This window comes from Candidatus Caldatribacterium saccharofermentans (assembly GCF_050267035.1).
GTDB lineage: Bacteria > Atribacterota > Atribacteria > Atribacterales > Caldatribacteriaceae > Caldatribacterium > Caldatribacterium saccharofermentans.
In genome coordinates this window covers 685,405-709,675 of the sequence record NZ_CP187957.1, presented here as the reverse complement: position 1 = coordinate 709,675, position 24,271 = coordinate 685,405, and the positions used below count along the sequence as shown (strand labels likewise).

The following is a 24,271-nucleotide window of genomic DNA, read 5'->3' as shown; positions in this document are numbered from 1 at the left end:
GGGCGTTATGGAGAGATTATGGCGGGTTCCTTCAGGATGCGCTGTTTTTGGCATCCTTAACCAGGATGGCCGGCGGATTTCAGGAGAAACCGTCATTCGAGCTATGGCGGTGATGCACGAGCGTTCCAACGGGCTTGGAGGAGGGTTCGCCGCTTATGGTATCTATCCTGAGTACTCCGAGCTCTATGCCTTCCACGTGCTGTACGACGATCCCCACCGCCGCCCGGATCTTGAGACATACCTCAAGGAACGCTTTGTCATAGAGAAGGCGGAAATCATCCCTACCCGAAAAACTCGGGCTATTCCAGCATACCCCCTTTTTATCCGGTACTTCCTCCGGCTGCGGGGGACGGAGGGCGATGAAGAGGATGAAGTCGTCCGGGTTGTTATGGACATCAATGCCCACTTCCCCGGGGCTTATGTTATCTCAAGCGGGAAGAACATGGGGATTTTCAAGGGTGTAGGATACCCGGAAGACATTGGCGAGCTCTTTCGCCTTGACGAGTACGAGGGATACTGCTGGATTGCTCATGGGCGCTTTCCTACCAACACCGCCGGCTGGTGGGGAGGTGCCCACCCCTTTGGGTTGCTCTCGTTTTCCGTGGTGCACAACGGGGAGATTTCCTCTTACGGCATCAACCGGAGATACCTCCAGAACTTTGGGTATTGCTGTACGTTGCAAACGGATACCGAGGTCATCGCCTACCTTGTGGACCTCCTGGTGCGGAGACATGGCGTTCCTGTGGAGTGGTTGGGAGCAATTCTTGCCGCTCCCTTCTGGGAGCAGATCGATGCTATGGAGGAGCCTAAAAAAAGCCTGTACCGGGCATTGCGTATAACCTATGGTGGGGCCCTTCTCAACGGTCCTTTCAGCATTATTGTGGGCTTTCCCGGAGGAATGTTTGGCCTTGTGGATCGGATAAAACTCCGTCCTATGGTGGCGGCCTGGAAGAGGGAGGTTTTCTACCTTGCAAGTGAAGAGGCTGCTGTGCGGGAGGTGGAACCGAGCCCTGAGAGAGTGGTGGAACTGAGGGCCGGGGAAGTGGTGGTCGGACGCGTAGGGGAGAAGGTCATCCATGGCCAAAAGCTTGCTCTTTCCAGAGTTTAAGATTGTGCGGGACGACAGCCGGTGTATTCGCTGTCAGGTGTGCGTGCGCCAGTGTGCTCATGACGTACACAGCTGGGACGGCGAAAGCGATGAAATTCTGAGCGATGAGGTGCGCTGTGTAGGGTGCCAGCGCTGTGTCACCCTGTGTCCCACTCAGGCCATTGACGTGGTACGGCGAGAGCCCGGTTTTCGGGCGAATGCCAACTGGGGCGCCAATCACCTCCGCAATCTCTACAAGCAGGCCGAGACCGGGGGAGTCATCCTTACCGGCATGGGTTGCGACCTTCCCTACCGGATTTACTGGGACCATCTGGTGTTGAATGCCAGTCAGGTGACCAATCCCTCCATTGACCCTTTGCGAGAACCCATTGAGCTCCGAACGTTTTTGGGGAGGAAGGAGGAATGCCTTAACGTCGACTGGAATGGTGATCTCCCCGTTCTTCGCACGGTTCTTGCTCCTCAGCTTGAGCTGAAGGTGCCGGTGCTTTTTTCCGCCATGTCCTATGGGTCCATCAGCTACAACGCCTTTCGGTCTCTCGTGGAAGCAGCAGAAGAGGCAGGAACGTTCTGCAACAGTGGTGAGGGAGGGCTCCATCCAGACTTCTACCCCTGGGGGAAGAACATTATCGTACAGGTGGCTTCGGGTCGCTTTGGCGTGCACCCTGAGTATCTCCGGGTTGCTGCAGCCATTGAGATTAAAATTGGACAGGGAGCAAAACCCGGTATTGGAGGACATCTTCCTGGAGAAAAGGTCACGGCCGAGATTTCCCGAACTCGCCGTATCCCCGTAGGGAGTGATGCCATTTCCCCCGCTCCTCATCACGATATTTATTCCATTGAGGATCTGCAACGCCTGATATTCGCCTTAAAAGAAGCTACCGGGTACACCAAGCCAATTCTGGTGAAAATTGCCGCGGTGCATAACGTGGCAGCAATCGCCTCAGGGTGTGTGCGGGCGGGAGCGGACGTGGTAGTCATCGATGGGATCCGGGGCGGGACGGGTGCTGCTCCTCAGGTCATCCGGGACAACGTGGGCATTCCGATTGAACTTGCCCTGGCGCAGGTTGACGAACGATTGCGTCAGGAGGGGATACGACACAGGGCCTCCGTTGTTGTTGCCGGGGGCATTCGCTCAAGTGCCGATGTCATCAAGGCCATTGCTCTTGGGGCTGATGCAGTCTACATCGGTACCGCGGCCCTCGTGGCTTTGGGTTGCCACCTCTGTCAGAAATGTTACACCGGAAAGTGCAACTGGGGCATCGCCACCCAGGATCCCTACCTCACCAAGCGTCTCAACCCTAAGGTTGGAAAACGTCGATTAGTGAACCTCCTTCGGGCCTGGGCGATGGAAATCAAGGAAATGCTCGGAGGTATGGGGATTAATGCCATCGAGAGCCTGCGGGGGAACAGAGAGCACCTCCGGGCGGTGGGGCTTACCCAGGAGGAGATGCGTCTTCTTGGGGTGAAACCAGCAGGGGAAGGGTGGTGAAGATGAGAATACGGATTCATGAAGAATTCTGCATCGGATGTCGGCTGTGCGAGATTATGTGCATAGTGAAGCACTCCCGAAGTGGCAAAATTCTGAAGGCTTTTCGAGAAGAGCACCCCCGTCCCCTCCCCCGGGTACGGGTGGAAGAGGAGGGATACACCTCTTTTGCCCTCCAGTGCCGTCACTGTGAGGAAGCCCCCTGTGTCGAGAACTGTATGACGGGGGCTATGCACCGTGAGGAAGGAGTTGTTCTCTGCGACGAAGAGAAGTGCGTGGGGTGCCTCATGTGCGTGATGAGCTGTCCCTTTGGAGTCATTCAGCGAGGGGGCGAGAAAAAGGCGGTGAGTAAATGTGATCTCTGCGGGGGAAAAGGAACCCCACCTTGCGTGGAGTACTGTCCGAATGAGGCGTTGACCTATGAGTGAGAGAAGGGTCAGGTATCTTCTTGTAGGGTTTTCTGTAGCTTCCTGGTGGGCTGCTCGAAGCATTCAGGAGGAGGATGTAGAAGGGCAGGTTCTTGCCGTTAGTGAGGACGAAGAGCTGTATTCCCGTCCTCTGATCACCTATGCCCTGGGGAGAAGGATTCCGGGACCCGCGTACTGGGGCGATGTGGTCTGCAACCCTCGGGTGACGGTACTCTGGGGAAGGAAAGCGGTGGCCCTGGAAGCCGAAGAACGGGTGGTCCACCTTGATAGTGGGGAACGGATTGTTTTCGACCGAGCGCTTATTGCCACTGGGAGTGTCCCGATTGTTCCCTCTGTTGAGGGAAAGGAGCTTGAGGGAGTCTTCACTTTCACAAGGGGCAAGGACCTCCTGCAGGTTGAACGTTTTCTTGCCCGGTATCCGGTGGAAGAGGTACTCATTCTGGGAGGGGGATTTATCGGTCTGAAGACCTGTGAGGCGTTTCTGGACCGGGGATTCAGGGTTACCTTGGTGGAACTTGCACCCTGCCTTCTCCCGGCTATGCTTGATACTGCGGGCTCGAAGTATCTCGAGAGAGCCTTGAAGCAGGCGGGAGTCCGGGTCATCACGGAGAATACCGTTGCCTCCTTTGTGGACCGTGGAGGTCGTCTTTTTGGGGCAAGATTGCAGGGTGGGGAATTCCTGCGGGCTGACCTGGCCATTCTGGCCATAGGGGTTCGCCCCAACATTGAGTGGCTCTTGGACTCTGGCCTCTCTCTGGGGCGGGGGATCATGGTGGATGAACACCAGGAGACTTCCGTGCAAGGGATTTTTGCTGCTGGGGATGTGGCCGAAACAAGGCATTACATCACTGGAGAGCGGACGGTCGTGGCCATATGGCCTGAGGCGGTGCGTCAGGGGAAGGTAGCGGGGAAGAATATGGCTGGCAGGAAAGTACAGTATCCCGGGAGTCTCCCTCTCAATGTGGTTGAGATTGGAGACGTCCCTTTGGCATCCTGTGGAGTGGTCAATCCGCCTGATGATACCTTTGAGGTCCTTTCAAGGAGCGAAGGAGACCGGTATCGGAAATTCGTCCTCCTTGACGGTCGGCTTGTAGGGTTTGTTCTGGTTGGAGACATTGAAAAGGCCGGACTCTTCGTTCACCTTATCCGGGAACGTTTATCCCTTCACTCCCTTAAGGACAAGCTCCTGGATGAGCGCTTTGGCCTTATTGCTTTGCCCGCTGAGTATCGAAAACATCTTGTTCAGGGAGCTGGGGTCGAGGCATGAAAGTTCTGCATTGCCGGGGGAAGCACTACCGTGACGTGAACGCTCTGGTGGAAGAATGGTGGAAGGGAGGCTGCCGCCATATCGTGCTTGAGGAGGTGTGTGGCCACCGGTACCTCGGGAGGGCTCTTGAAGGGGAAGGTCGCATCGACATTAAGGGGATACCTGGGGACGATTTAGGTATATTCCTGAACGGTCCTTCCCTCTGGGTTTTTGGGAACGCCCAGGATGGGGTGGGAAACACCATGAACCAGGGGAAGATCGTGGTTCAGGGAGATGCGCGGGATATCCTCGGCCTGTCCATGCGGGGTGGAAAAATCTGGGTCAGGGGCAACGTGGGGTACAGGGTGGGTATTCATATGAAATCTTACGAAGATGAACATCCGGTGATCGTCATCGGGGGGGAAACGGGAGACTTTTTGGGAGAGTACATGGCTGGAGGGTTCATTGTGGTTCTTGGGCTCTGGACCCCGAAAGAGAAGTCCCCGGTGGGGCATTTTGTGGCCTCGGGGATGCACGGGGGGAAGATTTTCGTCCGGGGTACTGTTGCGCCATCTCAGGTGGGAGCAGGAATTGGCCTTGACATTCCCACGGAGGAAGAATTCAGGGAACTTGAGAAGTACCTTGAGGAGTTTGCCACTGACCTTGCTATCTCCCTTCCCCCCTTTGGCCGTCAGGATTTCATCAAGATTTTCCCCCGAACGACCCGTCCATACGGGAGACTCTACGCCTATTGAGGAAATTCCCCATTTCCTGCACTCACCCCGCAAGAAACTGCTAAAATAAGGGCAAGGGGGGTGAGAGGATGAACCGGTACCTCATGAACCCTGAACGGGTGAGGCGATATCTCAACCTCTGGATTGTCCGGGCAGTTTTCCGCTGGGTAACCCGCAGGACCCGCGATGGCAGTGTGAGGCTTGAAAAGCTCCTTATGCACTATGGGAAGCCTAAAAAGGGCCTGTCCTTTTTGGAATTCCTGAGTTTTCTCCCTGTGTACCTTGTGATTGATATCCTGAGGGTGCTCCTTCGCTGGAAGAAGGAGTACCTGGTGCGGGAAATCTTCGGGTCCCGGAACATTCGTCGGGCGACCATCAACCTTGCCCGGAGCGTGGCCGAATACGGGGCCACCCGCCCGCAGAAGTTCGCCAGCCCTCTCCTTGTGGTGTGGAACTTCACCAACCTCTGCAACCTGCGGTGCCGCCACTGTTACCAGAATGCGGGAAAGAGGACAGCGCAGCTTTCCCTTGAAGAGCGGCTCCGGGTGGTGGACGAGCTTGAAGAGAACTTTGTGCCAACACTCGCCTTCTCCGGAGGGGAACCCCTGTGTGACCCTGAGTTCTTTACTGTAGCCAGGTACGCTGCTTCGAAGGAAATCTACCTTTCGGTGGCCACCAATGGCACCCTGCTCTCTGAAGACATGTGCAAGAAGCTCAAAGACCATGGTATCCAGTATGTGGAGGTGAGCCTCGAAAGCTCATCCCCCGAGTACCACGACCGTTTCCGGGGTATCCCGGGCCTCTGGGAGAAGACGGTGAAAGGCATTGAAAATGCTGTGAAGGCCGGTCTTTTGGTGGGTGTTGCGCCCACGGTGACCCGGGGGAACCTTGCGGATCTCCCCGCCCTGTACCGGCTGACAAAAGAACTTGGAGCCCATCGTTTCTACGTTTTCAACTTCATTCCGACCGGGAGAGGACGGGAAATCTGGAGCGATGACCTGAGTCCTGAAGAGCGGGAGGAAATGCTTGAGGTCCTCTACGGATGCCTCATGGAGAAGGAGATACAGGTCTTCAGCACCAGCCCGCAGTTTGGGAGAAAGTGTGTGGAGAAAAACCCCGAGGGCATCGTCATTACCGGGCATTACTCCGTTTCTGAAGGGAAGCTCGCCAGAGTCGGTGCCGAGTACGTGGGTGGCTGCGGGGCAGGGAGGGCGTATTGCGCACTGCAACCCGATGGGACGGTGACGCCCTGTGTGTTCATGCCCATTCCGGTGGGGCGGCTTTTTGAAAAGCGCCTGAAAGAGATCTGGGATACCTCACGGGTCCTGCGGGAACTCCGTTTGCGGGAGCTGTACCGTGGTCACTGCGGGGTCTGTGAGTTCCGGGCGGTGTGCGGTGGGTGTCGTGCCCGGGCCTATGCCTACTTCGGTGACTACCTCGGTCCGGACCCTGGTTGCAAGTTCAACGCCGAATGGTACTCTTCTCTGAAAGAAACACCCTTCGCTCAGGTAACAGCCTGAAGAATGCAAAACCCAAAGCTCCGGAGGCCTCCGGAGCTTTGGGACTACCCAAGGAGAATGTTCAGACTCTCTTCTCTGTCAAGGTCCATGACGTAGGGGATGCCGGTGACCTTTGCGGCTTCCTCGGTGAGGGCAAAAATATCGTCACGACTGATGTACTCGAGCTTGAACTTTCGCGCTCCGGCCATGAACTGCTTCAGACCTGTAGCCAGGCGGTCGAAATAGCCGTAAACACCTAAGGCTGCAGGAGGAACTTTTTTCCAATCGTTGCCCAGGATTTTCTTCATCTCGGCAACTGCAGTGAAGATTTCTTCCACCTGGTTACCGTACTCTGCGTAATCCTTGGGAATGTTGCCGCTGGCAATGAGTGAACCGATCGTTTTCCCCACCATGGCGGCGGTCAGCGTGGACCTTCCCATGGCGATGAGCTTCACATAGGGAGCTCCAAGGGCCAGTCCCTTGAAGATATGGTCCTCCATGGTGAAACCGCCGGCTATGGCAATAGCTGGAATGTGTTTCCCTTTTTCTGCCAAGAGCTTAGCGTAGTTGTACGTGAGTGCCTCGAGGTACACGGTGGGGATGCCCCACTCGTTCATCATGCGCCAGGGGCTCATTCCCGTCCCGCCACCGGCTCCGTCGACGATGAGCAGATCGATTTTCCCCTCTGAGGCTGCCCTAAGGGCTAAGGCCAGGTCTTTCGGTCTATAAGCTCCCGTCTTCAGGGAGATGTACTTTGCCCCTCGTTTCCTCAACTCTTCCACTCGCTTGAGGAATCCTTCAAGGGAGGCCATGCCGAGGCGAGAGTGACGCTCGAACTCTTTGATTCCACCTTTTTCGGCGAGATCCTGAATGACCGGGTCATCGGGGTCAGGGAAGACGATATAGCCCCGATCTTTAAGCTGCTTGGCTCGCTTGATGTCTGGAAGCTTGATTTCGCCTCCGATGTCTTTTGCGCCCTGTCCCCATTTGATTTCCACGAACTCTATACCCAGCTGTTCTATGACGTACTCGAGGGTGCCAAAACGCGAGTCCTCGATGTTTTCCTGAACAATCACTCCTCCGTATCCATCTCGCTGCCACTCTTGAAATAGCCTGATCCGTCGCTCCATTTCTGGTGAGCGGATGACTTTACCGTTTTGGAACTCTGCTTCGGGATCAACCCCACAGACGTTTTCCCCAACACCCACCATGGTGCCGAAAAGGGCTGAGCCAATGGCCACTCCCTCCCAGTTATCCCGGGCAATGAAGGTTGAGCCAAGGCCGGTGGTGAACCAGGGGGCACGGAGCTTAATGTCCCCAAGTCGTAGCTCGATGTCCACGTTGGGGAAGGTGGCAACATCGGGATCCGCAGCGACGCCCTGGGCTCCTACGCAGGTTCCATTGATGTTAAAGTGCGAGAAGTCCACAGGATAGTTCTTCTGGGAACCCGAGGTAACTTTGCCGTACGGTTTGGGGTAGATGTACTCTCTGCCACGAATAGCGGACTTCCCGATTTCGCAGTAGCCCGGGCATCCGTCAAGGCAGGTCACACACATGCCGCTAAATGGAGAGTAGTCTTTGAGGCGAAGCCGAGTATTGGTGGCTTCAGAAAAGTTGGGTCTTGAGAAGGACATTCCTCTCACCTCCACCTTTAGAGTTATACTGCCTGCACCGGTTCGCCATCTCTGGTTCTTTCAACCTCCTTCCTCGGAAAGCAAAAGGCGTTCAACACCCCAAAAGGGTGCCAAACGCCTTTGTTTTCTGGACGCCTTTGTCCGCTGACCGTCCTTGGTCAGGGATTTTTTACCAGAAGACTGTGAAAAAGTCAATACGTTGTAGGTCCGGGGGAAGTGTGCAGTGGAAGTCTTGAAAAGCACACTGCGGTGGGCTATAGTAAAGGTACAAAACCGAAAGGGAGGGATGTGGTGTGAAGAGGTTTGCGGTCGTGCTCTTTGTGGTTCTTGCGGTCCTGCTCCTCTCTGTTGTCATGGCCGAGGCCAAGTACAGGATTGCCTTCGTGCCCAAGCTCATCGGAATCCCCTACTTCAACGCCATGGAAGAGGGTGGGAGGAAGGCGGCGCAGGATCTTGACGTGGAGTTCATCTACACCGGCCCTGTGACGGCGGACGTAGCCAAGCAGATTGAAATCATCGATAACCTCATCACCCAGGGCGTTGATGCCATTGCGGTGGCGCCCAATGACCCGGCGGCAATTACCCCAGTTCTCAAGAAGGCCAAGGAGAAGGGCATTCTCGTCATGACAAGCGACACCGACGGTGCCCAGGACGTGCGGGACCTTTTCGTGAACCAGGCGCTGCAGAACGAAATCGGGTACACGGTGATGGATGAGCTTGCCAAGGCCATGAACTACGAGGGTGAATTCGCCATCGTCTCCTGCGGCCCCACTGCCTGGAACCTGAACATCTGGATTGCCTATGAGCTCGAGCGCCTGGCCCAGTACCCCAAGATGAAGCTCGTGACCATCCGCTATGCCGAGGAAGACGTCCAGATGGCCATCAACGTCATGCTTGATCTCATCAACGCCTTCCCCAACTTGAAAGGCGTTATCGGCCAGTGCAGCACCTCGGCTCCGGGAGTTGCTGAGGCCATTGAACAGGCAGGCAAAAGCGGTCAGATTGTGGCCACAGGGCTTTCGGTGCCTTCCATGATGGCCAAGTACGTGAAGAGTGGCACCGTGAAGTCCTTCGTCCTCTGGAACCCCATTGATCTTGGTTACCTCACCGTCTGGGCTGCAAAATACCTCCTTGACGGGAACCAGTTCGAAGACGGGAAAGAGTACGAGGTCCCGGGAATCGAGACGAAACCCAAGTACATCGCCAAGGACAAGATGCTGGTCCTTGGGCCGCCAAAGGTCTTCGACGCTTCCAATATCGACCAGTACATGTTCTTCTGAGAAAACTCAAGTGGGCGCCCCACTTCGGGGCGCCCTTTTTGTTCGGAGAGATGGCGATGGAGTACATCCTGGAATGCCGCAAGATTTTTAAGTCTTTCGGAGGTGTGCAGGCACTGCGGGGTGTGGACTTCACTCTGCGCTTTGGGGAAGTCCATGCTCTGGTTGGGGAAAACGGTGCGGGGAAGTCCACCCTGATTAAAATCATCTCCGGGGCCCTTCTTCCGGACCGGGGGGACATCTTCTACATGGGTCAGCCCGTCCGCATCGATTCGCCCCGGAAAGCTCAGGAAATAGGCATCTCCACCGTGTACCAGGAACCCCTGGTGTACAGCGAGCTCAGTGTTCTCGAGAACATCTTCCTCGGTCGGGAAATCCGGACGCCCTGGGGGAACATCGACTGGAGGAAAGAAGAGGAACAGGCAAGGTCGCTTTTTGCCTCTCTCGGTCTTCCGCACCACTTTCTGCGGGAACCCATGGGCGAGCTCAGCGTGGGCTTGCAGCAGCTTGTCCTCATCGCCAAGGCCCTGGTGTATGAAGCGAAGGTCATTATTTTTGACGAGCCCACGGCGATTCTCACCGAACACGAGACCGAGCGGCTCTTCACCATCATCCGCAAGCTCCGGGACCAGGGTGTGGGGATTATCTACATCTCCCACCGTCTCGAGGAAATCTTCCGCATTGCCGACCGGGTGACGGTCATGCGGGATGGGGAGGTCCGGGGGGAATTCCCCATCACCGCTGTCGACCGGGCAAAAATTGTCGAGCTCATGGCCGGGAAGCTCCTTGTGGAGGAGATCGCCCGCGAAGGCGTAAAGGGTGACCGCCCAATCCTTTCAGTGCAAGGACTGACGAGAAGACCTCGGTTTTTCGATATTTCCTTCGACCTTTTCCCCGGAGAGATTCTCGGCTTTTTCGGTCTTGTGGGCTCGGGCAGAACCGATGTCGCCCAGGCCATTTTCGGCCTTCTCCGTCCGGAGAGCGGGAAAGTATTCTTCGACGGCCGCGAGGTGAGCTTTGGGTCTCCTGAGGAGGCCATGCAGGCTGGTATTGCCTATCTCCCCGAGGACCGAAAAGTTCAGGGACTTTTCCCCATCCAGAGTGTGGCCTACAACATCTCGGTCACCGTTCTCAGGGAACTCGTGCGGCGCTTGGGGATTGTCGACGTCCGAAAAGAACGGGACATTGCCGAGAAGCATATACGAGAACTCAACATCAAAACCCCAAATCTCAAAACCAGGGTCTACAGCTTAAGCGGTGGAAATCAGCAGAAAGTTGTCCTCGCCAAGTGGCTTTCGGTAACGCCAAAACTCCTCATTCTTGACGAGCCGACCCGGGGGATTGATGTGGCCTCAAAGTCCGAAATTCACAACCTCATCGCGCACCTTGCAGACCGGGGACTGGCGATCATGATGATCTCTTCAGAACTTCCCGAGATTCTCAAGATGTCGGATCGGGTCGTCGTCATGCACGAGGGGAGAATCACAGGGGTTTTCGAGGGCCCGGAGAAGACTGCCGAGAACATCATTCGGGCCGCAACGGGCGAGCGGATGGCTGTTGCTGGAGGTGTGGGGGTGTGACAAATACCGGATTTCGAAAGGTGCTGCGGCGGCGGGAATTCACGGTTCTGGGGCTCATTGTGGTCCTCGTCATCCTTTTTTCCCTGACGACAGAGCGTTTCATGTCGGTGAGTAACCTCTCGAATCTCCTCCTCCAGCTTGCCGGAACGGCCATCTCGGCCATCGGCATGACCATGGTCATCATCACCGGGGGCATCGATGTTTCCGTGGGTTCCACCCTGGGGATGGCCTCGGTGGTGGCAGGGAAACTCCTCATGGGAGGGTACTCGCCGTTCTTTGTCCTTCTTTCTGCCCTCGGCACAGGTTTGGCCATCGGCCTCTTCAACGGGACGCTCGTTGCCTTCGGGAATGTCCCTCCTATCATCGTGACCCTGGGCATGATGAGCATCCTCCGGAGCCTCATGTACCAGCTTCTTGGGGGACGGTGGATTTCTGGAATCCCGCCGGCGATTCGGGTGATCGGTCTTGGCAAGTGGCTTGGCGTCCCCATATCCATGTGGATCACCGTGGTGCTCATCGCGTTTTTCACCTACTTCCTCTCTTCCCGTCCCCTGGGACGAGCGATTTACGCCGTGGGGAATAACCCCGAAGCCGCCCGGATCTCAGGCATTGACCTCAGGAGGACGACGCTTTTCGTCTACGCCGTTCTGGGAGCCCTGGCAGGATTCGCTGGCCTTGTCTATGTTGCCCGCACGGGGATTGTCCAGACGAACACGGGAAGCGGTTTTGAGCTTGAGGTTATCGCTGCGGTGGTGCTCGGGGGGACAAGCATTCTCGGGGGACGGGGAACGGTCATCGGCAGTCTCCTTGGTGCCTTCCTCGTGGGCATCATTAAAAACGGCATGGTCCTTCTCAATGTCCCTGCCCTGAGTGAAGGCCTGGTTGTTGGGGTCCTCATCATCCTCTCCGTGATGATTGACGTTATTCGAGCTCGAGGGGAACGGTCATGAAACGAATCCTGGACTACGTTGTGGAGAACCGGGTGCTTTTCCTCCTTGTGCTTTTCGTTGCACTCTTTGTGGTCTTTGCCGTGAGTGTTCCTGGGTTTTTCACTTTCTACAACCTCACGAACATGACCCAGTACGGGGTGGAACTGGGGCTTCTGGCCCTTGCGGAGATGCTCGTCATTCTCTCTGGAGGTGGGGGCATCGACCTCTCGGTTGGCTCCATGCTCACCATTGTGGCCATGATTATTGGCGTGCTCATCGGGCGGGTTGGGCTCAACCCTTCTCTGTCCATTCTCCTTGGGCTTTTCGCTGGGGCGGGTATGGGGTACCTCAACGGGGTCCTCGTGAGCTACACCAGAATCCTCCCCTTCATCGTGACGCTGGCCTCGCTCTACATCTACAGGTCCCTGGCCCTCATCATCGCCGTTGACCCCCGCTTTGGCCCCAATCCCATGCCGGTGTCGAGCTTTCCCGAGTCCTTCTATTTTGTGGGGCAGTACCGCATTGCGGGGATTCCCTTCCAGGTCCTCTGCATTTTCGTTCCGGTGATTCTTCTCCTCTGGCTTCTCCTTGAAAAGAGCGTTTTCGGCCGGTATCTCTACGGGGTGGGCAGCAACGAGAAAGCAGCGCTCTTTTCGGGGATTAACGTCTGCCGGGTGAGGGTCACCGTCTACACCCTCTCGGGAATTCTGAGCGCCCTCTCGGGCTGGATCATCACCTCCCGCATCGCCAGTGCCCGACCTGACATCGGCACGGGGTATGAGCTCCAGGCCATCACCATTGCGGTTCTGGGCGGGGTGAGCATTAAAGGTGGTGAAGGGAGTATCGGTGGGGTAGTCCTTGGGATTGCCATCATCACCCTCCTTTACAACGGCATGCAGCTTGCGGGGATTCACCAGATCTGGCAGCTGGGGTCCCTGGGAGTGGTTCTTGTTGGGAGCGTCCTCCTCAACCAGGTCCTCCTGGCCCGGCGGAAGATATAGGCTGGTATGGGTGTGCATTCTTGGGGTCCTGATTGCGTGGGGGGGAGGGGAAGCTTTCGCGGAAAAGCGCCTTGTCCTCCTTTCCCCCGCCGATAGCGGGTATTTCTTCTCCTTTCTTGAAGTTTTCCTCCGGCGTTCCCTCCCCGACTACCGGGTTACCACCGTGACCGCAGAAAAGGAAATCCCCCAGGTTGAGGGAGCTGTTGTTGTCGGTTTCCCGGAAGACCTCAAGGTCCTTAAGCGCTCACGGAAGAAACTCCTGGCCATTGTCCTTGGGGAGGATGGGGAGCTTTCCATTCCGGTCCTGGGGCGGGTGACCTTTTCCTTCGACGGGGTGGCGAAGGTTTTGCGGAAGGAACTCTTTGCCGGGGAAAGAGGGGTATTCCTCTTTGTGGGAAGGGAACACTCTCCTTTCCTGCCCCTTCTTGGGCTTTTAGGAGAAGCTCGCTTTTTCGGGGAAGCGGGGAAAGAACACGTGGTGGTGGTTGAACAGACGCTTCAGGCCCGACCATTTCTTCGGGCAAAGAACGAACGTTCCTTTACGCTTCTTGTCCTTGAGGCGGCGACCGAAATGCTCTTTGCGCTTCAGGAGGAGAAGGTGGATGCCCTTATCGACCTGAAGCCCTCTGCTGTCGCCTCCTGCATCGTGAGGATACTGCGGCGGTGGGAGGAAGAGGGGGAACGTTCGGAATGCTGCACCGTTTCCCCCCTCCTCGTCACCCGGGAAACCATTGCCTCTGCTGACGCCTATGAGGTCGTTCGCCGCTGCCTCTCCTGCCATTAGGAGAAAGTCATCACTCCACCACAATCTCCCGGATCCACTTCACCCAGCGGCCTCCGTAGAAATCTTCCGCCACCAGGCGCACCGGGAATCCATGTTCTTTAGGAAGCGTTTCGCCATTCACCCGTAGAGCCAGAAAGAGGAGGTCCACTTTTTCCCCTTCCAGTTCCTCCCAGGAGAACTGGGCACGGTAGTTATCAAGACCCACAAAGAGGATTTTCCGGTACGCTTTGACCTCGGCGAGTTTCAGGATTTCCCGCAAAGGCACCCCTTCCCACTCCGCGTAATCGGCGAAGAATCCGGGGCAAATGAGGAGTACCTTTTTCTTCACCATAGGGAGTTTCTGGAGCTCCTCATAGGAAAGCCGCAATTCCTTTCCCACGCTTTTCCCTTTGACTTCAAGATACCAGCTTCCAAGGTCGAAGTTCTCCGGAGGCAACCCGGTGGTGTTAAGATGTTCAATGGGGTCAAGGGGTAAAAGCGAAGCGTCCACCTCCGCCGGGTTCATGTGGATGATCTGGGACTTGGGGGTATTGGGAGGGAGTTTCACCCGTTCTTTGGTCAGCCCTGCACCGGAAAGCAAGACAAAAACCCCGAGAACCACAAGCGCCGTCAGGTATTTCTTCATCGTTCACACTCCCTTTCTGCCTCTCTGAAACCGCCCGGGAAGAACTCTATTCCATTCCTGATCGATCCATAGTGTACTTTAATTTGTGTCAGGCTCTAAAAACCATTAACCTTTTGCTGATCGAACCAAATCCCAAGGTAGTGCCTCAGGAAGTGTGTCCGAAGGGCAGCATGGTAGCCTTCCCAAAAAAGACCGGAAAAGAAAGGAGGGAAGGCCACCATGCGGCACAAAAGCTACGAGGAAATCCTAAAAGAAGTGGAAGAACGGATCAAGACCATGGTGAAGGAGCTCTTGGAGGCTCTCATGAAGGAGGAACGGGAGATCTCCCTGGAAAACCATCCTACGAGGGCCAACGGCTACTGTCAGCCGTGACCTCCTTACCCTGGTGGGGCCAGTGGAGGACCTCAAAGTCCCCCGTGTACGGGAGGGCAATTGCCATCCCCAGATCCTCCCTTACCGAAAGCGGATCTTTCTGGACCTTGCCTGTCGGTGGAAGCACCCGGAAGATCTCCGCGTTTCTGGAAGGGATTTACGGGGCGTTCTCCTCACCGCAAAGCATTTCCCGCCTCATCGAAGTCGCCCAAGAACAGGTGAGCTCTCGCGGGAAAGGCCCCTGAGCGCGGAGGACTATGCGGTGTTTCTGGATGGGACATTCCTTTCCATTCGTCGAGGGAAAACCGCCAAGGAACCGGTGTACGTGGCTTTGGGGATCAAGCCCGATGAGTGATGGGAGATCCTCGGGTTTTGGCTCTTCGGTGCGGAAGGAGAAAGTGCCCGGAGTGAGGAGGAGGTGCTCAAGGATCTCAAGCGGCGCGGGGTCCAACGGGTGCGGATCTTCGAACCTTTGACCTCCCAGGCTTAGAGGAGGCGATCAAGAAGATCTTCCCTGAGGCGGATTGGCAGCTCTGTGTTCTGCACGCGGTCCGGGACGCTTTGAACAAAAGCCAGAAGAAGGACCGAGACGCGCTGGTTGAGGATCTCAAGAAGATCTCCCGGGCCGAGAGCCAAAAGGAGGCCGAAGAAGCCTTACGGAGCTTGCGGGAGCGGTGGGGCACGGTCTATCCCAAGATCGTCAAGCGGTGGGAGACCAAAGCCTATGCTCTCTTGGCGTTCCTGCGTCATCCTAAACCCATCCGCCGCTACCTCTCCACCACGAACCAGCTGGAACGGCTCGCCAAGGAGGTGAAGAGGCGGACCAAGGTGGTGGAAGTGTTCTGTAGCGAAGAGGTCGCGGAAAAGCTTTGGTATCTGGTTTTGAGTGAGCTTGATGAGGCCTGGGGAGCCCGTCGGCTCCGAGGGTTTGCGGAAATCCAGATGGGAAGCTATCATGCTGACCGGACACAGTAGACGTTACACTATGTTAGCTGAGCTTGCTAAAATCGCTTTTTCTGAAGATGCTTCCGAAGAGTTCTTGAGAATCAAAGGTATTCTCAGAACCTTTGACGCCTGTCCCTTCTGCGGCAGCTATTCTCTTGGCAAGGTCAGAAGGCAAAGGTAGAAGTGCTACCGCTCCAAAAGGGAATGGAGCGTTCGAAGGGAGAGCCTGCTGGAAGGTCTGCGTATACCACTTTCGAAGTTCGTCTTAGCTTTGAAGCTCTTTGTCTTAGAGGTTCCTGTCAACCGGGCATACAAAGAACTGGGCACTTCCTACAACACGGTGTACAAAGTGTATAGTCTGGTGCGCAAAACCATCTTCCATTGCACCTGCAAAGATGCCCCTCTCTTGAGGGGAGAGGCCAAAGCACACGAAAGCTATTTCGGAGGAGAGAGAGGAAGGGGAGCCAAGAGGAAGATATCGATGTTTGGGATACTGGAGAGACAAGGAAAGGTGAGGGTGGAGATCGTCGAAGAGGTAAGCGCAGAGAGTCTCCTGAGGGCCACGATAAAGAAGGTCAAGAGAGGGAGCCTCATCTACACGGATAGATTCAGAAGTTACGATGGCTTAGTCATGTATGGGTTGAAACATGAGCGGGTAGATCACAGCCAGAGGTTCAGTAATGGAAGGGTATACATAAAGGGGATAGAGGGATTCTGGTCGTATGCCAAGGAGAGGTTATTGAGGTACCACGGAGTAGGCAAGGAGAACTTTGGGTACTACCTCAAGGAGTTAGAATTCAGGTCCAACAACAGGGAGAATTTAGACGAGAAAGTTTATGAGGTGTTGGGGAATTGGGGTGGGTTGAAATGAGGAATCACCTCCTTATAAATGGTAACGAAATGTGGTACGGCCATGAAGCTCCTGAAGAAAGTGTAAGAAAAGCTATATACGAAGCCCTTAAGGGCTGACCAGCGCCGCCAAAAGTAAAGGCGGTCGCACTCCGCAAACTTTGATATCCCCGGAACCTTAAGTGAAGCATCCCGTTCCCATTAGATAACCCATATTGTTTCTTCTTCGAGCACCCGAGCAAAGCGTCCCTTAAGCTTTTGAAACTCCTCTTTGGTGTAGACCAGGACATCTGCAGGGACAGGGAGGTCGGTAGCGTCGAAATCGCAGGGCCGCTCATGAAAAGGCTTGCTGGATGCACTTACCACCACAATGATGTCCAGGTCGCTCCCCACGCTCCACGAAGCACGGGCATAGGAACCAAAATACCCAATGCGCAGAATATCAGGACAACGTGCCTTCTGTTCCCTGGCCCATTCCCGGAAGGCCTTCTCCACTTCTTCCCTACTGGGCCATCTGAGAACGGACGAATTCAAGGATCGAACGGGCATGTTGCAAAGCCTCCCTAGCCTGCAAGCTTCCAAAATGTTCGAAGGGAGCGCCTTCCGGAAAACCATTGGGATACCGTGGAGGGATGTAATATCCATCCAGCACCTTGCCCCGCTCAACAAGCTCTTCTGGAACAGATATAGGCAGTTCCCGGAGCAGTTTGGCAACCACATGTCCCCAGGCTTCTTGCCCTAAAAAGAGGTGCAGAGCTTTGACTGCTTTTTCTGCTGCCTGGTGCGCCGCAAAACAGGCCCACTCGTAATCCCCATGTTCTAAAGAGAGCTGGGCGTGTTGCAGGTCTTTTTCAGCTTGCTTCAGCCAGTCCTGGTAGCGGTTGCTCATTCTGCTCATCCTCTTCAGGATATTTATGATAACACTTTCTGTTGGAGAGCTCCAGCTCAGTTTTGCGCTCTGGGCAGAGATTGAAAACGGGGCTTATACTCTTGTCACCCTGAATTCATTTCAGGGTCTTGGACTTCCCCCAAAAAGTGGAGGAACTTTTTAGCAACTCTTTCCCGTACAAGCTCCACTGTCTTTCAAATCCTTGCGGACTATTCTATCCCAGGGAGAAATGAAGCTTCTTGCGATTGGATAAAGAGGTCCCGTGCTTTCGCAAGGAGCATAACCTTTTTGGTGCCCTCGGTTTTCAGGTTTTGAAGAATGATTTGTCCTTCGGTTATCTTCCCTCACTGAGACTTTCAAGTCTTAAGCTGTCTGCGCTATCCATCCCTAAAGCGAAACTCCATCATGGTGCGGCTGGCGTTTTTTAAAATACCCCTCTCTCAATGGCGCACAGGGCTTTCTTTCAATACCAAATCTCAGGCTTTGCGCTACGGATCTTTTCCTTGAAGAGGCGAGAACCTCGAGCTTGAATTCTCGAATCTCTCTTTCAAACCTTTTTCGTTTTCCATTCTTTGACACCCCCAGTTGATGATACTCTCGTATCTACCTCCACCAAACTGGGGGAAGTCCGAAGGGCTGCCCTGGAGCTTGGGGAGAGGAGCCTTGGGAGTACCTGAGAGATACTGGACTTGTTGAGTGTCCCACATGATGTGGACCTATACAGGAACTTGACTGCATTGAAGCCGCATCGGAGAATGAAAGAAAGTGGTGAACCCAAAACCTGGAGCCAGAGCGTGGAAATCCGCCGGGGGACGTTTCAGGATTTCGAAAAAGTTGTGGAGCTTTTACGATTGGTCTTTCCCCAGGACGAGCGGGGATACTACTTCGGCTTCCTGCGCTTTGACCCCTTCTTCCATCCCCGGGATGTGTGGCTGGTTACAGACGGAAAAGAAGTGGTTTCCTGTCTCTTCCTTCTTCGGCGGCTTTTCTCTGATGGTGAACGGCTGCTTCCGGGCGGCGGGATTGCCAATGTAGCCACCCGCCCCGATTTTCGGGGGAGAGGACTGGCCTCCTTGCTGCTTCAGGAAGCCATACTTCAATCGAAAAAGGAAGGTCTTTCTTTTCTCGTTCTCGTCACCGAAATTCCCGCTTTCTACGAGCGCTTCGGGTTTCAGGACCTGGGGAAGTTCGTGGCGTACCTGACGCCGCAAGAAGGTTTCACGCTGGCGCTTTCGCGGGTGAAGGACGAAGAGATTCTCGACGCCTATGAGGCGTTCTACCGGAGAATGGAGCTCCTCGTCCCCTTTCGGAACCTCGGGTATCTGCGGGGGTTGCGGGTATGGAACCGCTACAGTTCCCGTTTTCGGGAGGGGAAAAAGGTGGCTTCATTCCGCAAGGTTGATGGAGTGGTGGGGTATTTCCTGGAGAAAGAAACGGAAATAGAGGTTTTCGACCTTTTCAGTAGAGGAAATCGCTCAAACCTCCTCGAGATTCTCCAGAGCTTGGGGAAACCCCTGCGCCTCTTCCACCACCCGGTGGTTCTCCGGCACCTGGGTGTTCCCTTTTCCCGCGACCGGGAGACGGTAATGGTCCTGTATCTTCGGGCCTTCTCGGGCGAGGTCTACCTCCCGGTGGCAGACTACTTCTGACGACCTGGTTCGCAGGGGTCCGCACCGGGTGGCGTATGTGAAAGCCAGCTAGCACCTATCCCTCCTCCGATTATTGTCCTTGACCTTTTCCGGCAGGTAAAAGCAGGGTTGGAATGGATGAGACGGGTGCAGAGCCTCCACTCCAGTATCTCAGCCTCACCGCCGGCGCGAAATCCGGGCACGCCACCGGAAAAGAGGGTGGATGAGCACGCTGGCCGGCGGGGAGAGGATTTCCCGGAAAAGCCAGAAGGACGGAAAGTCCTGTTGCACCTTTTCTCCAAAGGAGGCAGGCTTTTCCGGTTTTCTCTCACTGTCCTTCACCTTTTTCCTCCTCCTTTCCGAGCCGCTCCCTCATGCGGGTGTCGGCCTGGAGGTTCTGGAGGGAGTAGTAGTCGAGAACCCCCAGTTTCCCCTCCCGCAGGGCATAGGCTAAGGCTTTCGGGATTTCGGCTTCGGCCTCCACGACTTTGGCCCGCATTTCCTGGGTATAGGCCTTCATCTCCTGTTCCCGGGCAATGGCCAGGGCCCGTCGCTCTTCGGCCTTTGCCTGGGCTACACGCTTGTCGGCTTCGGCCTGGTCCATCTGGAGCCGGGCACCGATGTTCTCCCCAACATCAATATCGGCAATGTCGATGGAGAGGATTTCGAAGGCTGTCCCGGCATCAAGGCCCTTCTCAAGGACCGTTTTGGAAATCGTATCGGGGTTTTCGAGCACTTCCTTGTGGGAATTGGACGAGCCGATAGTGGTGACGATGCCTTCTCCGACCCGGGCGATAATCGTGGCTTCGGTGGCCCCTCCGATGAGCCGGTCGATGTTGGTGCGAACGGTGACCCGGGCTTTCACCTTGAGTTCAATCCCGTCCTTGGCCACTGCGGCAACCACCGGAGTCTCCACAACCTTCGGCAGCACACTCACCTGGACGGCCTCAAGGACATTGCGTCCGGCAAGGTCAATGGCGCAGGCCTTCTGGAACGAGAGGGGAATCCCGGCCCGCTCGGCGGCAATGAGGGAAATCACCACCCGGTCGACGTTGCCTCCTGCGAGGTAATGGGCCTCAAGAGCCCCCACGCTGAGGTCAAGGCCGGCTTTCGTGGCCTTGATGAGGGGCAGGACAATGCTTGCAGGAGGCACTCGCCGCAGGCGCATACCGATGAGCGTCAGGATGCTCACCCGCACCCCCGCCGCCAGTGCCGAAATCCAGAGCCCCAAAGGAACAAAGGAAAGGAACACCACAAGGATCACGAGGACCACAATCCCCGGAATGAGATACCCCAGAACGTTCACGATGCCGACCTCCTTTCCCTTCGAACCACAAGAACATTCCCCCGGACCTCATCAACCACCACCGCCTCTCCCGCTGCAATGAACTCCCCCCGACTCATGGCATCGTACACTTTGCCCTCAATCTCCACCATTCCCGCAGGTCGGAGGACGGTCTTTGCCCGACCTTCCTTCCCCAAAAGCCCTGTATACGGGGAGGCTTCCAGTGCGCTTTCTCCTTTCGGGCTTTGCTCCCGAAGACCGAGTTTCCGCCAGAGGGGGTTATAGGGGAGAAAGAGGAGGAAAAGGAGCAACACCCCTCCGGCAAGGGCAAGGTACCAGAGGGTCCCGAAAAAAGCGTTCAGGAAAAAGAGTTGCTCGGTGGTCCGAAGAAGAAGATACAGGGATCCCCCCATGGCTGCAATCCCCAAAACCCCGGTGACTCCAAAACCGGGGATGACGAAAATTTCGAGAATAAGAAGGAGCATTCCGGCAAGAAAAAGCAGCAGGGGTTCCCACCCGGAGAGCCCCGCCAGGTACCTCCCACCAAAAACGAAAAGGAGCGAAGCAATGCCCACAATCCCCGGGACACCAAAACCCGGGGTCATGATTTCCAGGAATATCCCCAGAAAAGCCAGGAAAAGCAAAACGGAGACCACAGCAGGGTACGTCACGACCCGGGCCAGTGTCTCCGACCAGGAAGGGCTAACCGTCACGACTTCTCCCCGAAGTTCAGCTTTCTCCAGTACCTCCTCTTTCCCCCGGGCAACCCCGTCAACAACCCCGAGCTCCAGGGCACGCTGGGCAGAAAGGGTAAGGAGCGTTCCTTTTGCCTTCACTCCCGGAATCTCAATTTCACGATCCACCATTCCGGCGAAGATCCGGGGATCCCGGCCCCGGGCCTCAGCAAGAGCCTCGATGTGCGCACGAATGGCCGACACCGCTTTGGGGTCAGGTTTTTCGGTGTCTTCCCCACCAGAGCGGGGCTCGCTTGCCCCGATGCTCCCATCAGGAGCAATGAATATCCGCTCACAGGCCAGCGCAAGGAACACTCCTGCCGACCAGGCTTTGGAGTTCACAAAGGCGATGGTTTTCACCGGGGACCGGAAGATAGCGTCTTTGGCAAAAAGCATGGCGTCGACCCGCCCACCGAGGGTGTCGATTTCAAAGACCACCGCTTCAGCCCGTTCCTCTTCTGCTTCTTTGAGCACCCTCTGGACGAAGCTCGCCATGCCCCACTCTACGGCCCCAATACCAGGAATGTCCTTCAGAGAAGCCCAGAAGATGGTTCCCGCAAGGGCAAGAGCTGGCACAAAAAGGAAGACCACCATCACCCCGGTGGCTGCAGCGACCTTACCCGTACCGGAGGCGGACTTTCTCAGCCAGCCCGAAGAGCACCCCACGGTCACTCCACCACAATCACCGAGTTTTCTGACCTGAATGTATTGGGGACCCTCGGGGTGTTTGGGTCGGTGAACCACTGGCCATCTACGACGTAGCGGTACTCGTACCGTCCCCGGGGAAGCGTGATGGTGATGCTCCAGTACCCTTTCTTGGTCCTCTTCAAAGGGTGGCTTTGAGAGTTCCAGTGGTTGAAACTCCCCGCTATGAAGACCTCTGAAGCAGCGGGATATTCCAGGCGAAAGGTCACTCGAGGCAAAGGGCTTCCCTCCTTGTACTCTATTCTGCAGAGGACAACCTTTTCGGCGAGGGATTATTCCCTGTATCTCATTTGGGTCGCAAGGCGATGGAAGGAGTGGTGCCTGAAGTGGGGAGAAAAACCAGGATGCCCGAGAGACACTGGACTTTCCGAGTGTCCCACATGATGTGGACCTCTACAACTTTATTGCACCTCTTCTTTCAAGACACCCGACCCCAGCCGAAAAAGACTCTGGGCGATCAGGAAGAACCACGGTATCAAAAGCGTGTACCCAATGCGAAAAAGGGTGGTGATTATGTTTGAATGAACACCTACAGTTAGGTCGCCTACAAGCAGAAAAATGCTTGCAAGAATTCCCGCATAAATCGTTACTTTACTAAAGGTTTTGTCCCTAAGCATAACGAGTGAAATTATCAGCACTGCGAGCATTACAGTGCTTCGACCAGTGATCTGTGTTACCAGAAAGAGTATTATGGCTATCACTGATAAAGCAAAAGCGATGAGTAACCAGGCCTTTCTAACGTTTCGGAAAATGGTACTAATGCTGAAGCATACAACGCTAACAAGTAGTAGGATGGATACGTCTAAAAGATTCAGCCCGTGCAAATCAACATGAATATCGCTGAACCCAGCGTGTAGAATCAATATTTTGATAAGCCAATTATTCGCCAATAGCGGTAACCAGCCGTTTGTGGTCCTATGTTGAAGAACCGAGACGATGAGACTTATCATCCCAACCAGCAGTAACATTCCTGTTATGAGTGCGCTCACTCCACCTATTCTGCAGAGCCATCCCCAGGGCGAATTTTTCATTTCACTACCCATGACTTGATGGGTCGTTTCGATCACCCTTTCATCTTATCTCAAGCTCGGATGCTTTCGCTGCCCAGCGGCTGGCGCGTAAGTCGCAGCACGAAGCAAGGGAGTGCTATCGGCTCAGCACGACCTACTGCTGCCCATCGCCAATGGCCTGATCTCACCACCGGTCTCCTCCGCCCCTTCCATCATCCCACATGTGACCAGCAAGGGCCTAACAACCTTGCGTTTCACCTGCACCGCAAGACTCCCTTCCCCATGTGCGCTCCTTTCTCTTTCTTCTGGCAAAGTGCGAACAACACTGCTACACTCATAACTTAGCACAACGCTGGGCAAAATGCACGGCCAGAACAGCCGCCGACCCTGTACGCACCCCTGCGAAAAGGCCTGATCAGGCGAGTCACCTTCGCCTGTCACGTAGCTCGCCCAAAAGCCAGGGGCATGCTTACTTACAGGCCTCAGGTCCTTGCAGGTGTACCCTGTGAGCTTCCCCCATGGAAGCTCTGTTGTAAGCCTTCCAGAATCCATGAACTCTCCAAAAAGGGGAGGATTCGCCTTGAAGTCCTCGACCCTGCCCAAACCCATCCTGTGGCATCGCCTGCGCAAGATAGGAAAGTCCGGAATGCTCCTTTTGGTGGACGGAGAAGCGGAACCCCAGAAACCTCAAAAGCCCCAGGGACAGATCCAGAAGACCCGGGGAGGTTGGGAAGCCCCAATGGACCCCGGAGCTTGTGGAGGGAATTCAAAGACTCCGGGAGGAATTCCCCTCTTTGGGGAAGGCAAAGCTCACCGTCCTCCTCAGGAAAGAGGGTTTCACTGCTTCTTCCTCCACCGTGGGGAGGATCCTCAAATCTCTCAAGGCCCGGGGTCTTTTGAGAGAGGGAGAGAAACCGAGGAAGGTTTCTGTCACAGGGAATAGAAGGGGACACCAGAGACCCCATGCCCAGAGAAAACCCAAAGACTACGAGGTGGAATCCCCAGGGATCTTGCCGCCATCGACACTCTGGACATCCGTCCCCTCCCTGGAAAGGTGTATAAGCAATTTACCGCCGGAGACCTTGTCTCGAGGTGGGCCTACTCCTCCCTCCATTCCAGGGCTACGGCTAATCTCGCCAGGGTGTTCCTCGAGGAACTCCTCAGGAAGTGCCCCTTTCCAGTGCGGGCTATTCAGGTAGATGGAGGAAGTGAATTCTATGGGGAATTTGAGGAGGCCTGCAAGGAATACGGTATCAAGCTCTTCGTCCTTCCTCCAAGGTCTCCCATATCCGTGGAGTGGTGGAACGGCTCAATCGGACCTTCCGGGAGGAGTTCTGGGCGCACTATGAGGATGAAGTAGATCTTGCAACCATGAGGTTCCACCTTAAAAGGTGGACGGAAGAGGTGTACAATAGGAAAAGACCACACTGGAGCTTGGGATACAGGAGTCCTTGGGAGTACCTGAGAGACACCGGACTTGTTGAGTGTCCCACATGATGTGGACCTATACACCCCCTTGCAAA

General features: G+C 55.5%; 22 protein-coding genes and 2 pseudogenes. 16 read left to right on the top strand and 8 right to left on the bottom strand.

All coding sequences use genetic code 11. The annotated features are described in order from the left end of the window. Positions 1-7: 7 nt before the first annotated feature. The 6 genes from ACPT9Q_RS03695 to ACPT9Q_RS03670 all read left to right on the top strand — a co-directional run bounded on the left by ACPT9Q_RS03695 (position 8) and on the right by ACPT9Q_RS03670 (position 6,522). The gene (locus ACPT9Q_RS03695) at positions 8-1,108 is read left to right on the top strand and encodes a hypothetical protein (protein ID WP_017873792.1); all 1,101 of its coding nucleotides are present in this window, start codon (positions 8-10) and stop codon (positions 1,106-1,108) included. After that, positions 1,077-2,597, top strand: a complete 1,521-nt coding sequence (locus ACPT9Q_RS03690) for a glutamate synthase-related protein (protein ID WP_017873793.1) — start codon at positions 1,077-1,079, stop codon at positions 2,595-2,597. Before ACPT9Q_RS03695 ends, ACPT9Q_RS03690 begins: the two co-directional genes overlap by 32 nt. Positions 2,598-2,599: 2 nt before the next feature. Then, the gene (locus ACPT9Q_RS03685) at positions 2,600-3,022 is read left to right on the top strand and encodes a 4Fe-4S dicluster domain-containing protein (protein ID WP_038305266.1); all 423 of its coding nucleotides are present in this window, start codon (positions 2,600-2,602) and stop codon (positions 3,020-3,022) included. Continuing rightward, on the top strand, positions 3,015-4,289 hold the full coding sequence (locus ACPT9Q_RS03680) for an FAD-dependent oxidoreductase (RefSeq protein ID WP_017873795.1): 1,275 nt from the start codon (positions 3,015-3,017) through the stop codon (positions 4,287-4,289). Before ACPT9Q_RS03685 ends, ACPT9Q_RS03680 begins: the two co-directional genes overlap by 8 nt. Beyond that, positions 4,286-5,023 carry a hypothetical protein gene (locus ACPT9Q_RS03675; RefSeq protein ID WP_017873796.1) on the top strand — a complete coding sequence of 246 codons (738 nt, stop codon included), beginning with the start codon at positions 4,286-4,288 and terminating at the stop codon, positions 5,021-5,023. The genes ACPT9Q_RS03680 and ACPT9Q_RS03675 overlap by 4 nt, the downstream gene beginning before the upstream one ends. 68 nt (positions 5,024-5,091) lie before the next feature. Continuing rightward, positions 5,092-6,522, top strand: a complete 1,431-nt coding sequence (locus tag ACPT9Q_RS03670; protein ID WP_427366362.1) for a radical SAM protein — start codon at positions 5,092-5,094, stop codon at positions 6,520-6,522. A 44-nt stretch (positions 6,523-6,566) separates the two neighbouring features. On the opposite strand, the gene ACPT9Q_RS03665 is transcribed toward ACPT9Q_RS03670, so the two are convergent. Further along, positions 6,567-8,135 (bottom strand): FMN-binding glutamate synthase family protein, encoded by a 1,569-nt coding sequence (locus tag ACPT9Q_RS03665; RefSeq protein ID WP_427366360.1) that lies wholly within the window; start codon positions 8,133-8,135, stop codon positions 6,567-6,569. 293 nt (positions 8,136-8,428) lie between these two features. Here ACPT9Q_RS03665 and ACPT9Q_RS03660 point away from each other — a divergent pair, with 293 nt between their 5' ends. The 5 genes from ACPT9Q_RS03660 to ACPT9Q_RS03640 are packed head-to-tail and all read left to right on the top strand — an operon-like array spanning position 8,429 to position 13,706. Further along, positions 8,429-9,415 carry an autoinducer 2 ABC transporter substrate-binding protein gene (locus tag ACPT9Q_RS03660; RefSeq protein ID WP_427366358.1) on the top strand — a complete coding sequence of 329 codons (987 nt, stop codon included), beginning with the start codon at positions 8,429-8,431 and terminating at the stop codon, positions 9,413-9,415. 56 nt (positions 9,416-9,471) lie between these two features. Next, positions 9,472-10,992 carry a sugar ABC transporter ATP-binding protein gene (locus ACPT9Q_RS03655; RefSeq protein ID WP_427366356.1) on the top strand — a complete coding sequence of 507 codons (1,521 nt, stop codon included), beginning with the start codon at positions 9,472-9,474 and terminating at the stop codon, positions 10,990-10,992. After that, positions 10,989-11,942: an ABC transporter permease gene (locus ACPT9Q_RS03650; RefSeq protein WP_427366355.1), complete on the top strand. Its 954-nt coding sequence runs from the start codon at positions 10,989-10,991 to the stop codon at positions 11,940-11,942. Before ACPT9Q_RS03655 ends, ACPT9Q_RS03650 begins: the two co-directional genes overlap by 4 nt. After that, on the top strand, positions 11,939-12,922 hold the full coding sequence (locus ACPT9Q_RS03645) for an ABC transporter permease (RefSeq protein ID WP_427366353.1): 984 nt from the start codon (positions 11,939-11,941) through the stop codon (positions 12,920-12,922). The genes ACPT9Q_RS03650 and ACPT9Q_RS03645 overlap by 4 nt, the downstream gene beginning before the upstream one ends. A gap of 10 nt (positions 12,923-12,932) precedes the next feature. After that, complete coding sequence (locus ACPT9Q_RS03640) at positions 12,933-13,706, top strand: hypothetical protein (protein WP_427366352.1); 774 nt, start codon at positions 12,933-12,935, stop codon at positions 13,704-13,706. A 10-nt stretch (positions 13,707-13,716) separates the two neighbouring features. Here ACPT9Q_RS03640 and ACPT9Q_RS03635 read toward each other — a convergent pair whose 3' ends face one another. Beyond that, complete coding sequence (locus ACPT9Q_RS03635; protein ID WP_427366350.1) at positions 13,717-14,331, bottom strand: molybdopterin-dependent oxidoreductase; 615 nt, start codon at positions 14,329-14,331, stop codon at positions 13,717-13,719. A 219-nt stretch (positions 14,332-14,550) separates the two neighbouring features. Here ACPT9Q_RS03635 and ACPT9Q_RS03630 point away from each other — a divergent pair. Both ACPT9Q_RS03630 and ACPT9Q_RS03625 read left to right on the top strand, forming a co-directional pair. Then, positions 14,551-15,678 (top strand): annotated as a pseudogene (locus tag ACPT9Q_RS03630) (IS256 family transposase). A gap of 10 nt (positions 15,679-15,688) precedes the next feature. Beyond that, positions 15,689-16,519, top strand: a pseudogene (locus ACPT9Q_RS03625) (IS1595 family transposase). Between the two features lie 179 nt (positions 16,520-16,698). Here ACPT9Q_RS03625 and ACPT9Q_RS03620 read toward each other — a convergent pair. Together ACPT9Q_RS03620 and ACPT9Q_RS03615 are read right to left on the bottom strand one after the other, a co-directional pair. Then, a complete protein-coding gene (locus ACPT9Q_RS03620) occupies positions 16,699-16,992 on the bottom strand; it encodes a nucleotidyltransferase domain-containing protein (RefSeq protein ID WP_427366348.1) in 294 nt (97 codons plus the stop codon). A 7-nt stretch (positions 16,993-16,999) separates the two neighbouring features. After that, complete coding sequence (locus tag ACPT9Q_RS03615) at positions 17,000-17,386, bottom strand: HEPN domain-containing protein (RefSeq protein WP_427366712.1); 387 nt, start codon at positions 17,384-17,386, stop codon at positions 17,000-17,002. Positions 17,387-18,141: 755 nt separating this feature from the next. On the opposite strand from ACPT9Q_RS03615, the gene ACPT9Q_RS03610 reads away from it, so the two are divergent. After that, complete coding sequence (locus ACPT9Q_RS03610; protein WP_427366347.1) at positions 18,142-19,035, top strand: GNAT family N-acetyltransferase; 894 nt, start codon at positions 18,142-18,144, stop codon at positions 19,033-19,035. A 156-nt stretch (positions 19,036-19,191) separates the two neighbouring features. Here ACPT9Q_RS03610 and ACPT9Q_RS03605 read toward each other — a convergent pair whose 3' ends face one another. Genes ACPT9Q_RS03605 through ACPT9Q_RS03590 form a run of 4 tightly spaced genes read right to left on the bottom strand, consistent with a single transcriptional unit; the run spans position 19,192 to position 21,947 of the window. Beyond that, positions 19,192-19,356 (bottom strand): hypothetical protein, encoded by a 165-nt coding sequence (locus ACPT9Q_RS03605; protein WP_017874035.1) that lies wholly within the window; start codon positions 19,354-19,356, stop codon positions 19,192-19,194. Further along, entirely contained in the window at positions 19,343-20,320 is a 978-nt protein-coding gene (gene floA, locus ACPT9Q_RS03600; protein WP_017874036.1) for a flotillin-like protein FloA, read from the bottom strand. The genes ACPT9Q_RS03605 and floA overlap by 14 nt, the downstream gene beginning before the upstream one ends. Further along, entirely contained in the window at positions 20,317-21,699 is a 1,383-nt protein-coding gene (locus ACPT9Q_RS03595) for an NfeD family protein (RefSeq protein WP_427366345.1), read from the bottom strand. Before ACPT9Q_RS03595 ends, floA begins: the two co-directional genes overlap by 4 nt. Before the next feature lie 2 nt (positions 21,700-21,701). Further along, positions 21,702-21,947 carry a glycogen-binding domain-containing protein gene (locus tag ACPT9Q_RS03590; protein ID WP_427366711.1) on the bottom strand — a complete coding sequence of 82 codons (246 nt, stop codon included), beginning with the start codon at positions 21,945-21,947 and terminating at the stop codon, positions 21,702-21,704. Positions 21,948-23,802: 1,855 nt separating this feature from the next. Between ACPT9Q_RS03590 and ACPT9Q_RS03585 the strand changes: the two genes are divergently transcribed. Both ACPT9Q_RS03585 and ACPT9Q_RS03580 read left to right on the top strand, forming a co-directional pair. Continuing rightward, positions 23,803-24,108 carry an integrase catalytic domain-containing protein gene (locus ACPT9Q_RS03585; RefSeq protein WP_427366343.1) on the top strand — a complete coding sequence of 102 codons (306 nt, stop codon included), beginning with the start codon at positions 23,803-23,805 and terminating at the stop codon, positions 24,106-24,108. After that, positions 24,045-24,245 (top strand): integrase core domain-containing protein, encoded by a 201-nt coding sequence (locus tag ACPT9Q_RS03580; RefSeq protein WP_427366052.1) that lies wholly within the window; start codon positions 24,045-24,047, stop codon positions 24,243-24,245. Before ACPT9Q_RS03585 ends, ACPT9Q_RS03580 begins: the two co-directional genes overlap by 64 nt. Positions 24,246-24,271: the final 26 nt, after the last annotated feature.